Here is a 12,200-nt window from a genome sequence, read left to right on the forward strand (position 1 = left end):
ATTTTGCACTCGGCCACACAGATGGCGTGCGAAAGGCCGTTGTCTGGATCGGCATTCTGGGCGATAATTACGCCCATGAACGATACCACTACCTTACCCCCATTGCCCGATCGCCTGTCGATCGACCCGAGCAGCCCTTACCACGTTGCAGCCGTGTTCGAGAACGACGTCGGCATCCGCTTCAACGACAAGGAACGCCTTGACGTGGAAGAATATTGCATCAGCGAACGCTGGATCAAGGTCGCTTCCACCAAGTCCCTCGACCGCCGCGGCCGTCCGCTGCAGATCAAGCTGAAGGGCAAAGTCGAAGCGTTTTACCGCTAAGCAACACCTGCAGTTGTCATCGAGGCCGATTTTCATCGGCCTTTTTTGCGTCCGCCGCTTTCCGCTCACGCCTCGCCGCTGAAGACCAGCCCGGCCGCGGCCGCCATGGGCAGCCACAGCATGGCGTCGGCCAGCACCTCGTCCGGCGCCCTGCCGCAGGACTGCGCCGCCTGCTGCGCGCACTGCGCCAGCGGCGCGCCCCCGCCAAGCGCCTGCAGGCAGTCAAACTGCCAGGGCTGCAGCTCGTGCATGGCAAGCCGGTAATGCATGCGAGAAATGGCCACAAAGGCGGGACTGGCCTGCGGCTGGGCCGGCACGGCAGCGTCCGGCGCCGCCTGCACCTGTTGCCAGAATGAACACAAGGGAAATGACAGGGCCAGCAGCCGCGTGCACGGCGCCAGGCGCCAGGCCGGTGCATTTCCCAAAAGCAAGTCCAAGCCGGACGGCAGGACGGCCGGCGCCAGTTTTTCCAGCCCCGGCGCCCTGCCCGCCTCGCTGCGCGCCCGCTCCAGCTGCGCCAGTTCGACGGGAAAGCGCAAGACGTCCCCCTGCGCGCCGGAGGCACCCTGGCTGGCGGCGAGAAAATCGGCAAAGCCGCCGCCCAGGTCATACAAGGTCGGAGAAGCGGACGGGTGGCGCCAGACATAAGCGCGGGCAAAGAACGCGAACAGCTCGTCGCCCATGACCTTGCGCAAGACGGGATAGTCGGCTTGCAGGCATTCGAGCAGGCGCTGCACGTAGCCGTCCGCATGGATGTGCAGCGGCGCCGGCCCGCCCCGCGCCCGTTTCAATACCTGCTCCTGCGTCAAGCCGTGGCGCTCGCTGGCCAGCTGCGCACCGCGCGCCGCACCGCCCGGCGCCGTCATGGCCGTCAAAAACCACGCCTGCAATTGCGCCAGCGGTGCGTCCGCGCGCGCGTCGCCGTCGGCGCTACGGGGCATGGGCCGCCTCCAGATGAAAGCCCAGCGGCGCCGAGACGGCGGCGGCCAGGCTCGCCGTGGCCGTGGCTGGTACGGCATCGGAAAACTCGCCCCGCCCGGCCGCGCGCGCCTTGTCCAGTTCAGCCAGCAACTGCGGGTAAGCCGGAATGTCCGCATCCCATTCCAGCAGGGCCGAGACGCCGCCCGTCAGCTGCTGCGCCAGCGCGTACAGGCGCCAGACGGCCGCCGGCACGGGGGCGTCGTGCGTGTCGATCAGCATCGCGCCGCAGACGGTGGGTCCGGCCAGGTGGATCTGCACGATGTGGTCGTGCGGCAACTGGCGGATGTAGGCGGCCGCGTCATAGCCGTGGTTATGCGCGCTGACGTGGACATTGTTGACGTCGAGCAAGAGTCCACAGCCCGTGTCCTCGGCCAGGCGGCCCAGGAATTCCCATTCCGGCATGCTGGACTGGGCAAACTCCACGTAGCTGCTGGGGTTTTCCAGGACCAGGGGACGGCCCAGGAATTCCTGCACTTGCCGCACCCTGCCCGCCACGTGGCGCAGGCTGGCCTCGTTCAGCGGCAAGGGCAGCAAATCGTGGCTGTTGAGCGAGGCGGCGCCCGTCCAGCACACATGGTCGGAAATCCACGCGGGGCGGATCTCGGCGGCCAGTTGGCGCAGCTTGCGCAGGTAGGCCAGGCTCAGGGGATCGCTGCTGCCGATCGACAGCGATACGCCATGCATGACGATGGGCACCTGCGCCGCCACCTGCTCGAGCACGTGGCGCGCATAGCCGTGGTTGTCGATGAAATTCTCGCTGATGATCTCGAACCAGTCCACTTGCGGACCGTGTTCCAGGATGTACGCGTAATGGGGCGGACGCAGCCCCACGCCCAGGCCCAGGTTCGGCAGGCCCAGGCGCGGAAGCGCCGCTGGCTTGACGGCCGCCATCAAGTCGACGGCGGCAAGGCCAGGCGCAGGTCGGTGGGCGCCGGCGGCGCGCCCACCGGCGTGCCGCGCGCCGCCATCACCTTGCCGTAGGCTTCCCAGGCCTTGTCGTAGACATTGTCGCCGAGGGCAAAACTCATGCTCTGGCCCAGCGGAATGCTGCGGTGCTCGGGCGCGGGACCGAAATCGTACAGGGTCATGGTGGCGGGTTCGGGCGGGTCCTTCTTCGTGGTGTTCGGATACAGCTGCGAGGCCGAAATCGGCACGGCGCAGCCGCCGAAGCCGCCGCATTTGTTGTCGCTGGGCGCGCTGTAGACTTTATCGTCCTGCGGCGGCGGTGGCGGCACGTAGCACTCGCTGCCAGGCGCCGCGGCAGCCTTGACCGAGTGGCCGCAGGACGAGCCGCCCGTGTCGGCCTGGGCAAACCCGCAGCCGCCCTGGGCATGGCAGCCGTTGGAGCCGCGGCAGGTGTGGTAGACGGCCAGCGCGGCGCAGGTGGACGACGCGTCGCCTTCCAGGTGCATGCCCTGGCAGGCGTGGTACAGCACGCCTTTCTCGGCCAGCGGCACGCCCGTCGCCAGGTTCGGCGCCTGGCCCAGCACGGCCCAGCAGATGGCCATGCGGTCGCCCGCGCCCACCATCGACGGATACGGAAACTCCAGTTTCTGGTTCAGCCAGTACTTGTCCAGCACGGAAGTGATGCCATAGATGGCGCCCGTGGCCACCGTGCTCAGCATTTGCAGGGTGCCGCTGGCGTCCTTCAGGCGGTTCAGGGCGCCCGCCACGGCCGCCGGCGCGGGGATGTTCTTCGGCGCGGTGGCCGGATTGTAGCGCTCATTGGTCAGCATGGCCTCGCTCCAGCGCCCGCCTTCCTTGTGCCAGCCGGCCCAGGTCTGCACGGGCAGCATGGCCTTGACCTGGCCGAAGCGCTCATAGTGGTCGAACGGGGCGCTGTCGTGGCGCGCGGCCGCATCGCGCGATTCGGCGTCCTTGCCATTGTTCGCGTACGACGGGTAATCGCACTTCAGGGCGGCCAGGTCTTCGCGGTAGTCGGGCTGCACGGCCATCAGGCGTTGCGCCGCGTCGCGGCGGTAGCGCTGGATGGCCGTATCGCTGCCCTCGCCCTGGTCCGTGATGGCCGCCATCATGTCGATGGCCTTGTTGAACGAACCCGTCTGGCCGCCATCCTGGTCCTGCGGGCCGAAGCAGGTGTCGAACTTGGGAAACTCGGCCCGCGCATGGCCCTGCACCTGGCTGTTGAACATGTCCTGCTGCACCGAGCCGTTGACGAACAGCTTGTGCCACAAGGTCTGGCCATCCGTGTATGCGATGCTGATGTAGCGCGCATAGCATTCATACATGTAGCCGATGGTGCCGAACAGGGGCAGGTCATGCACGTGCTTGCCCGGCGTCCAGCCCACGAACGGTACCTCGGGGAAATATTTGGTGTGGTTATGCTTGTCGAACTCGGCCAGCTGGGCGCGCGCCTGCTGTTCCGGCTGCTCGATGGCGAGGAACAGGTCGCACTGGTTGTCATTCAGTTCTTCCAGGTTGACGCGCACGTGGCGGTAGCCGGCCGTGTCCTGCAAGTCGACGATGTGCGGGATCACCGTGCAGCTCTTGCCGTAGCAGGTCCAGCCGTGGTCTTGCGACTGCAGCTCCGAGCCCGTGAAGCATGGCGCCGTGCCGATGGCCGTAGCCAGGTTGGCCGCCATCTGCAGGTGCAGCATTTCCTGGATGAAGACACTGAAGATGATATTGAAAGCCTTCTGCTCCTTCAGTTCGGGCCGCGCCGTGGTACCCATGCCCGGCCACTGGCGGCCTTCGTAATAGGTGATGCCTTTCGAGTTGATCTGGTGCGTGCCGTGGATCGAATACATGGTGGCCATGTACAGGGGAATCGTGAACAGTTCCACGCTGACGGCCGCCTGGGCGATGGCGCGCACGGCGGCCGTATCGGTGGCCAGCATGTCGAGCGGACGGTTGGTGATGGCGGCCTGGGTGCTTCCTAAAACGGGCATTTTCATTCTGTCTCTCCACAGGAAGGATGCGTTTCGGATATCGGGCCGGACCGCGCCATCTGCGTGCGCTGCTCACGGCACGGAAATCATACGCCTGAGAAAGATATTTTTGCGGCAAGATTTATGCGCTGGCCGCGGTATTGATCTGCGTCAATTCAGCCGGGGTTTCAGCGCATAAATAAGCGTTTTACGCCGCCATTCGATGACAATTGAATAGAATCGGCAAAACGCGCGCGTGTATAAGCGCCGCACCGTCCAACGCCGGCGCGGCGCTTGCATGATGATAGTCAGGCGGCCGGCGGCGGCTGGAAGGCGCAAAAGCCGGGCCACTGCTCGCGGCTGTCGCACACTTTCAGGCAGCCTTGATTGCCCTTGAAGGTGGCGACGACCTTGATGGGAAAGCCATACAGTGGCGTGGTGGCCAGGAAGGCGGACGGGCAGCTTTGCTCGTTGCTGAAGCGGAAAGTGATTTCTTCGCGGCGGCCCTTGCGCGCAAAGCTCAGCATGAAGGTTTCATTGCTGTTCCACTGCGCCTTGCCCGGCACGCGGAAACGGTAGCGCGGGCTGCCCGGCTGCTGGCCGTCAAGTTTCTGGCCGAAGACGCGGCTGCTGGCCGTGGCCGTTTCCACCTTGGCGATCGGATAAGGCACGGCAAACATGTAGGTGCCGGCGAAACCCTGGTCAAAACCGAGTCCCTTCTGGTAGAACGGCACGACGATATGCGGCGCGCCCCCGTACTCCACGCTGTTGCGGGACGTGGTGCGCGACGTCAGCTTGTCATCGGGCGCTTGCCCGAAGACGACGTCCACTTCCACCAGGGCCTGGCTCTTGTCGATGTCCTGCGCCAGATAATCCCTGGGGGCGATCTCGCTGTGCACGCAGCCGGCCAGCAAGGCTGCGGCGAGGCAGCCGGCGATGAGTTGAGGGTAGCTCATGGCTGTTTTCCTTCCGGCGGCGCGGAAGCGAGGCCCAAGCCCGTCACTTGCCAGCCGCCCTTGCCTTGTTTCCATTGAAATTGCTGGCCGAACCAGGCCAGTTCCAGCTCGCGCCGGATGCGGTTGCTATCCGTGCGGCCCTGGCGCGCCTTGATGGCGGCGCCCGCCTGCGCGGAAGCGGCCTGCGACAAGGGCTTCAGCCACCGTTGATACGTGTCTGGCGGCAAGGCCAGCACACCGGCCACGCCGTCGTCGCGCGTGGCGACGATGATCCCCACCTTCGTCAGCGCATTCGTCAGATACGCGCCGCGCCGCCCGTCGGGCGAGACGGAAACCAGCATGGCGGGCGCGTAATCGCCCGTGACGCCGCCAGCCACGTCAAACCACAGCAGCTCGCCCGTGTCCGTATCGAGCGCGCGGCCGTCGCGGGCAAACAGCAGCACCTCGGGGCGGCCCGGCTGCGGCACGCCCCATTCGGGGTCGCGCTCCGTGCGCACCATGCTGTCGCGCTGCAGGGGGCTAATGGGACGCATCAGCGGTTCGCCATTCTGCACGCCGATGAGGATGGTGCCCTGGCCCGTATAGCCTTTGGTAAAGGCCAGCAGCATGGGCTGGCCCTCGCGCGTCGCTTTCAGCGGGCGCACCTCCACCACTTCGCGCGCGCCACCGGGCCAATAGCCGTGCTGGCGGAACGACAAGGTGACGAGCGCGTCGTGGCGGTCACGCGTGACGACGAAGTCGCCGTATTGCTGCATCACCGGCACGTATGATGTTTGCGCCTGCGCGGCGGGCACGATGGCGGCGGCCAGCGCGGCGGCGACCGCCAGGCGGTGTAAAGGAAAGAACAGCATGGCATCCTGTCAAGGTCGCGCTGGGCGAAGAAACGCCATCATAGACGATTCATCGCCAACAATACTGTCCAATAGGAAACATCAGCGGCGCTGGATTTCGATCAGTTCGATCTCGAACAGCTTCGGCCACAGTTTCCCCGTCACAAACAAGCGCTTGCCCCGTGCATCCCAGGCGATACCGTTGAGCACGGCGTCGGGATTGGCCGTGCCCCGCTGCTCGGGCGGCAGCAAGCCCGTCAGGTCGATCCAGCCCACGACCTTGCCGCTGGCCGGGTCGATGCGGGCGATCACATCCGCGCCCCACACGTTGGCGAACAGTTGCCCGTCGACCATTTCCAGCTCGTTCAGCCGGTCGATGGGGCGGCCCTCGGCCTTCACCTCGAAGCGGCGCACCTCGGCCATCGTTTTCGGATTCAGCACGCGGATGGCGGACGTGCCGTCGCTCATGTAGACGAATTGATTGTCGCTGGCCAGGCCCCAGCCTTCGCCCTGGTAGCTGAACTTGCGTTTCAATTTGAAGGTCTTCAGGTCGAAGACATAGCCGGTCTGCGAAATCCACGTCAGGCCCAGGATCTCGTCGCCCACGTCCGTGATGCCTTCGCCAAACACGTTTTTATCGAGCATGCTTTTCTGCAGCACCTTGCCCGTCGTCAGCTCCACCTTGCGCAGCGAGGACTGGCCATTCTGGCCCGTGCTTTCATACAGATGGCCATCCTTGAACAGCAAGCCTTGCGTGAACGCCTGGGGATCGTGCGGATAGGTGTTCTTGACGAAATAGCCATACACGGGAAGGGCGGCCTGGGCATAGCCCATTTCGCTCATCAGGCCCACGGTGCATAACAATCCCAGCAGCAATGAGCCGGCCGTGCGTTTGAGTCTGGTATTGACGTTGATGTTCATCGGGTCGGGCGGAAGTTGGGATTCGCCTATTGTAAACGTGCCGCGTCCGCCATGCGCGCCCTGACGAGCTCCAGCCAGGCGCGCGCCGCGAACGACAGCCGCCCGCCCCGGCGCCAGGCCAGCATCAAATTCCACTCCACGGGCGGGCCGGCCAGGGGGATGACGTCAAATTGCGCCGGCTCCAGGGTGTCGCAATACATCTTCGGCAGCAGGCAGATGCCCACGCCCAGCCGCACCAGCGAGGCAATAAAGTCCCACTGGCCGCTGCGGCCCGTGATGCGCGGCGCGAAACCGGCCCGCTGGCAGGCATCCTGCACGATGTCGTTCAGGGCGAACGCGGCGCCGTAGAAAATGAAGGGGCTGTCGGCCAGCTCGGCCAAGGCCACGGCAGCGCGCCCGTGCCACGGCGAGCCGGGCGCGGCCAGCAGGCACAGCGGCGAGCGCACGAGGGGCAAGGCTTCGAAATCCTGCCAGGTGGCCGCGTTGCCCGGATAGTCGAGCATGGTGCCCAGTTCCACCGTGCCGGTGCGCAAGTCGCGCTCGATGGCCTGCGTGCCGCTTTCGTACATCTTCAGTTCGATGCCCGGATAGCGCTGGTGGTATTCGGCCAGCCATGGCGCCAGGGTCGAGTGCGTCTGCGGCGACACGCCGACCCGCAGTTCTCCCCGCTCCAGATGTTGCAGGTCGCGCAATTCCACCTTCAGTTCCGCATGCAGGGCCAGCAGTTCATGCGCGCGCGACAGCACCACCTTGCCCGCGTCCGTCAGGGTAAAGCGCTTGCCGGCGCGGTCCAGCAGGGCCAGGTCCAGCGATTGCTCCAGCTGTTGCACCATCTTGCTGACGGTGGGCTGCGTCACGTGCAGCTTGCTGGCCGCGCGCGTAAAACTGTTCTGTTCGACCACTTCGACGAAGTAGCGCAGGGAGCGGATATCCATGATGCATTCCAAAATAGAATGATAATCATGAGTTTAAGTCATTTTATCTTTTGATGTGGGCTCACTACAATGAAAACCTCCCCTATCCGTTTGAAAGCCCGCCGTGAAAGCCGTCCCTTGTTCCACCGCCGCCCCACTCTCCATCCCCGTCTGGCGCCAGCCCGCGCAGACCGCGTGGCAAGTGGGCATCCTGATCGCCGCCTGGTGGCTGGCCGACGCAGCCGCGTCCGCCCTGCACTTGCCGTTTTCCGGCGGCGTCGTGGGCCTGTTCGTGCTGGTGGCCCTGCTGCTGGCGGGCTGGGTGCGCCCCGCCGCCATCGAACTGGGCGCGAACTGGCTGCTGGCCAACATGCTGCTGTTCTTCATACCGCTGGTCGTATCCGTGGTGCAATTTACGCAACTGTTGAAGTCGCAGGGCTTGATGCTGTTCGTAAATATTGGCCTGGGCTTTGCCTGCGTGATGCTGGCGACGGCGCTGACGGTGGAAGGGGTGTGCCGCTATGAACGCAAGTTGCGCCTGAATAAGCTGCTGCGCCAGCGCGCCGCGAGGGCGGCCGCATGAGCACCCTGCTGCTGTCGCTGCTGTTCCTGCTGCTGACCCTGGTGCTGTTCTACGCCAACCAGGCCGTGCACCGCCGCCACCCGCACTTCTTGCTGACGCCCGCCATCTGCACCTCGGCGATATTGATCGTCATCGTGCAGGCCACGTCGACCCCGTTCGCCACGTATTTCGGCGAGACGCGCTGGCTGCCGTGGCTGCTGGGCCCGGCCACCATCGCGTTTGCGCTGCCCATCTTCCAGGAGCGCAAGCTGATCCGCAAGCACTGGCTGGCCTTGTCGCTGGGCAGCTGCGCCGGCATCGTGGCCTCCGTGGCCGCCACCCTGCTGCTGGACCGGGTATTTGGCGTGCACGGCGACATGGCGCGCAGCCTGCTGGCCCGTTCCGTCTCCACGCCGTTCGCGCTGGAAGCGTCGCGCCACATGGGCGGCTCGGCCCAGCTGACGGGCATCTTCGTGGTGATGACGGGCTTGTTCGGCCTGATGCTGGGCAAGCCGCTGCTAAAACTGCTGCCCTTGCGCATGCGCATCGCCCGCGGCGCCCCGTATGGCGCGGCCGCGCACGGCTTCGGCTTATCCGTGGCGCGCCGGGTCGGCACGGAAGAAGGCGCCGTGGCCAGCCTGACGATGATCTTTTCCGGCGTCGTGACGGTGCTGCTGGCGCCGCTGCTGGGACATTTGCTGGGCTAGCTGCCCCCTTGCAGCGCCTGCATGCCATGCACGATCAGGTCGATTCCCGCCAAGAAATCCGCGCGGTCGTCGTGCGCGCGCAGCTGGCCCGCCACCTTGCGGGCAAACGGAAACGCCTGCGCATCGAGGCGTGACCAGGCGCCCGCCAGGGTGTCGAGGAAATGCGCGCGCTCCAGACCCTGTTCCCGGGCAATGACGGCATTGGCCGCATTCTGCCCGCTCACGCCCAGCAGATAATTGAGCAAGGCGCATGCCGCCATCCACTGCCGGTCCTGCGGCACGCCCAGCGCATCGACCTGCCGGCCCAGGCGTTCCAGGATGCGCACGGTGGGCAGCTGGCCCGGCGCGCGCGACAGGGCCGAGCCCAGCCACGGATGCGCATCCATGGCCTCGAACATGGCCAGCGCCACGGCGCGGATGCCCGCCTGCGGCGTATCGCCGGGCGGGGCGGCCTGCATGGCGCGGGCGACGATGGCGTCGCTGGCGGCCGTGAACAGATCTTCCTTGTCGGCCACGTGCCAATAGATGGCGCCCGCCCCCGTGGCCAGGCGCGCGGCCAGGGCGCGGAAGGTCAGGCCGCCCTCGCCCGCTGTGTCGAGCAGGGCGATGGCGGCGTCGATGATGGTGTCGCGCGTCAGCGAGTCGGCGCGTCGTGGTGGGTTCGCTACGGTATGGGGCATCGCTTATCTTGACACAGATGCTGGCTTGCCGCAAAATTCTTCTGGAACGGCGTTCCACTACTATTTTGAAGACCACCTCAAGGATCACCATGCATATCGCCATCATCGGCGCGGGCCTGGGCGGGCTGATGCTCGCCCGCGTGCTGCACGTCCACGGCATCGCCGCTACCGTGTATGAAGCGGATGCGTCGCCGCAGGCGCGTCGCCAGGGCGGCATGCTCGATATCCACGAGGAAAGCGGCCAGCAAGCGCTGCGGGCGGCCGGCCTGCATGACGCCTTCCGCGCCCTCATCCATGCGGGCGGCGAAGCGAGCCGCGTGCTCGACCAGCATGGCACGGTCCTGCACGACGAGGGCGACGATGGCACGGGCGGGCGTCCCGAAGTGCCGCGCGGCGAGCTGCGCCGCATCCTGCTCGATGCCTTGCCTGACGGCTGCGTGCGCTGGGGCCACAAACTGACCAGCATCGCAACGCTGGACGGCGGCAGGCACATGCTGAGCTTTGCGCATGGCGCCACGGCGGCCAGCGACCTGCTGGTAGGCGCGGACGGCGCCTGGTCCCGAGTGCGGCCGCTGCTCTCCAGCGCGCAGCCCGCCTACAGCGGCATTGTTTTCATTGAAACGTATCTGTTCGACAGCGACCGCCGCCATCCGGCCAGCGCGCAAGCCGTGGGCGCCGGCGCCCTGTTCGCGCTGGCGCCAGGCAAGGGTATCCAGGCCCACCGCGAAGCCGATGGCGTGCTGCATGCGTATGTGGCCCTGAGTAAACCCGTGGAGTGGCTGGCCGGCATCGATTTTACCGACCCGGCCGCCGCGCGGGCAGCCATCGCCGCCCAGTTTGCCGGCTGGGCGCCGGCACTCACGGCCCTGATCACGGACGCGGACACGCCGCCCGTGCCCCGTCCCGTGCACCTGCTGCCCGCCGACCACCGCTGGCAGCGCGCGGCGGGCGTGACCTTGCTGGGCGACGCGGCCCATTTGATGGCGCCGGCCGGCGAAGGCGCCAACCTGGCCATGCTGGACGGCGCCGAGCTGGCGCAGGCGCTTGCCGCGCACCCAAGCGACGTGGCGGCGGCCCTGCTGGCGTATGAAACGGCCCTGTTTGCGCGCAGCAGCGCGGCCGCGGCGGAGTCCGAACGCATCCTGCGCCTGTGCTTTGACGACGACGCGCCGCATAGCCTGGTGCGGTTCTTCACGGGCATGCAAGATGGCGGCCCGGCACGCGCAGTGTGAAAGGCGGCGCCAAAGCCCCACGCCGGCGGCCTTTATCGGGGATAATACGTCTTTCCCCATTCCAAGCAGCCGCGCCACGATGAAATACCCCGCAGTCCTTCCCTTCAGCGACATCCTGCCACGCCTGCACGAATTCGACGCCATCATCGACGTGCGCAGCCCGTCCGAGTTCGCGGAAGACCACTTGCCGGGCGCCATCAACCTGCCCGTGCTCGACGACGAGCAGCGCGTGCGCGTCGGTACTTTATATAAACAGACCAGTGCCTTCGAGGCGAAGAAGCTGGGCGCGGCGCTGGTGGCGAAGAATATCGCGCGGCATATCGAAGACGGTTTCCTCGCTCATCCGCAGCATTGGAAGCCGCTCGTCTACTGCTGGCGCGGCGGCAACCGCAGCGGCGCCATGGCGCACATCCTGGCGCGCATCGGCTGGCCCGTCACGCAGCTCGACGGCGGCTACAAGGATTACCGGCGCCACGTGAACGCCGAACTGGCCACCCTGCCCGAGCGCTTCGATTTCATCAACGTGCTATGCGGTCCGACAGGCAGCGGCAAGAGCCGCTTGCTGCAAGTGCTGGACCGGCAAGGCGCGCAAGTGATCGACCTGGAACAATTGGCAGCGCACCGCGGTTCCGTGCTGGGCGGCTTGCCCGAGGAAGAGCAGCCGTCGCAAAAGGCGTTCGAAAGCGCGCTGTGGCAGCAATTGCGCCAGTTCGACCCGGCATTGCCCGTCTTCATCGAATCGGAAAGCAAGAAAGTGGGCCGCGTGCGCGTGCCCGACGCGCTGATGGACAAGATGCGCGCGGCCGCCTGCACGGACGTGCGGCTGGCCACGGCCCAGCGCGTGCAATTGCTGATGCAGGACTATGCGCATTTCGTCGGCGATGCACAGCGCCTGAACGTGCAGCTGGCCCTGTTGACGCAGCTGCATGGCAAGGAGAAAATTGCCCATTGGCAGCAGCTGGCGACGGCAGGCCAGATGGCCGAGCTGGTGGAACAGTTGCTGGTCCAGCATTACGACCCCGTCTACCGGCAATCGATCGCCCGCAACTTCAGCCGCTACGCCCAGGCGACGCCGCTGGTCTTGCCCGATATTTCAGAACATGCCTTTGAGCAAGCCGCGCGTGCATTATGTGCTATCGTCGGCGAACCCCGTACCGCCAGCGCCGCGTAAGCGCCGGCGCAGCTTTTAGTGACCTTTTTCAGCA

Annotated in this window: 13 protein-coding genes; 5 read left to right on the forward strand and 8 right to left on the reverse strand. The window is 66.1% G+C overall.

Annotated features, from left to right (window positions below; all coding sequences use genetic code 11):
* Positions 1 to 75 precede the first annotated feature (75 nt).
* Entirely contained in the window at positions 76 to 324 is a 249-nt protein-coding gene (locus AC1RJW_RS17950; RefSeq protein ID WP_010398340.1) for a DUF3297 family protein, read from the forward strand.
* 65 nt (positions 325 to 389) lie between these two features.
* On the opposite strand, the gene AC1RJW_RS17955 is transcribed toward AC1RJW_RS17950, so the two are convergent.
* The 7 genes from AC1RJW_RS17955 to AC1RJW_RS17985 form a co-directional block, all read right to left on the reverse strand.
* Positions 390 to 1,265, reverse strand: coding sequence for an HvfC/BufC family peptide modification chaperone (locus AC1RJW_RS17955; RefSeq protein WP_493046187.1), 876 nt, complete (start codon positions 1,263 to 1,265; stop codon positions 390 to 392).
* Positions 1,255 to 2,196, reverse strand: coding sequence for an MNIO family bufferin maturase (gene bufB, locus AC1RJW_RS17960; protein WP_493046188.1), 942 nt, complete (start codon positions 2,194 to 2,196; stop codon positions 1,255 to 1,257). The genes AC1RJW_RS17955 and bufB overlap by 11 nt, the downstream gene beginning before the upstream one ends.
* Positions 2,196 to 4,220: a ferritin-like domain-containing protein gene (locus AC1RJW_RS17965; RefSeq protein WP_493046189.1), complete on the reverse strand. Its 2,025-nt coding sequence runs from the start codon at positions 4,218 to 4,220 to the stop codon at positions 2,196 to 2,198. The genes bufB and AC1RJW_RS17965 overlap by 1 nt, the downstream gene beginning before the upstream one ends.
* Positions 4,221 to 4,501: 281 nt before the next feature.
* Positions 4,502 to 5,149: a hypothetical protein gene (locus tag AC1RJW_RS17970; RefSeq protein WP_493046190.1), complete on the reverse strand. Its 648-nt coding sequence runs from the start codon at positions 5,147 to 5,149 to the stop codon at positions 4,502 to 4,504.
* Positions 5,146 to 6,000: a hypothetical protein gene (locus AC1RJW_RS17975; RefSeq protein WP_493046191.1), complete on the reverse strand. Its 855-nt coding sequence runs from the start codon at positions 5,998 to 6,000 to the stop codon at positions 5,146 to 5,148. The genes AC1RJW_RS17970 and AC1RJW_RS17975 overlap by 4 nt, the downstream gene beginning before the upstream one ends.
* Positions 6,001 to 6,081: 81 nt before the next feature.
* Entirely contained in the window at positions 6,082 to 6,900 is an 819-nt protein-coding gene (locus tag AC1RJW_RS17980) for a glutaminyl-peptide cyclotransferase (protein ID WP_493046192.1), read from the reverse strand.
* Positions 6,901 to 6,926: 26 nt separating this feature from the next.
* Positions 6,927 to 7,835: a LysR family transcriptional regulator gene (locus tag AC1RJW_RS17985; RefSeq protein ID WP_493046193.1), complete on the reverse strand. Its 909-nt coding sequence runs from the start codon at positions 7,833 to 7,835 to the stop codon at positions 6,927 to 6,929.
* 103 nt (positions 7,836 to 7,938) lie between these two features.
* On the opposite strand from AC1RJW_RS17985, the gene AC1RJW_RS17990 reads away from it, so the two are divergent.
* Both AC1RJW_RS17990 and AC1RJW_RS17995 read left to right on the forward strand, forming a co-directional pair.
* On the forward strand, positions 7,939 to 8,397 hold the full coding sequence (locus tag AC1RJW_RS17990) for a CidA/LrgA family protein (RefSeq protein WP_493046194.1): 459 nt from the start codon (positions 7,939 to 7,941) through the stop codon (positions 8,395 to 8,397).
* A complete protein-coding gene (locus AC1RJW_RS17995) occupies positions 8,394 to 9,083 on the forward strand; it encodes an LrgB family protein (protein WP_070288450.1) in 690 nt (229 codons plus the stop codon). Before AC1RJW_RS17990 ends, AC1RJW_RS17995 begins: the two co-directional genes overlap by 4 nt.
* Here the strand turns inward: AC1RJW_RS17995 and AC1RJW_RS18000 are convergent.
* Complete coding sequence (locus AC1RJW_RS18000) at positions 9,080 to 9,763, reverse strand: TetR/AcrR family transcriptional regulator (protein WP_493046195.1); 684 nt, start codon at positions 9,761 to 9,763, stop codon at positions 9,080 to 9,082. The two genes, AC1RJW_RS17995 and AC1RJW_RS18000, sit on opposite strands and share 4 nt — an antisense overlap.
* A gap of 89 nt (positions 9,764 to 9,852) precedes the next feature.
* Between AC1RJW_RS18000 and AC1RJW_RS18005 the strand changes: the two genes are divergently transcribed.
* Positions 9,853 to 10,995 (forward strand): FAD-dependent oxidoreductase, encoded by a 1,143-nt coding sequence (locus AC1RJW_RS18005; RefSeq protein WP_493046196.1) that lies wholly within the window; start codon positions 9,853 to 9,855, stop codon positions 10,993 to 10,995.
* 79 nt (positions 10,996 to 11,074) lie between these two features.
* Positions 11,075 to 12,166: a tRNA 2-selenouridine(34) synthase MnmH gene (gene mnmH / locus AC1RJW_RS18010; protein ID WP_493046197.1), complete on the forward strand. Its 1,092-nt coding sequence runs from the start codon at positions 11,075 to 11,077 to the stop codon at positions 12,164 to 12,166.
* The last annotated feature ends 34 nt before the right edge of the window (positions 12,167 to 12,200 follow it).

The organism is Janthinobacterium sp. GW822-FHT07A03, from assembly GCF_058798815.1.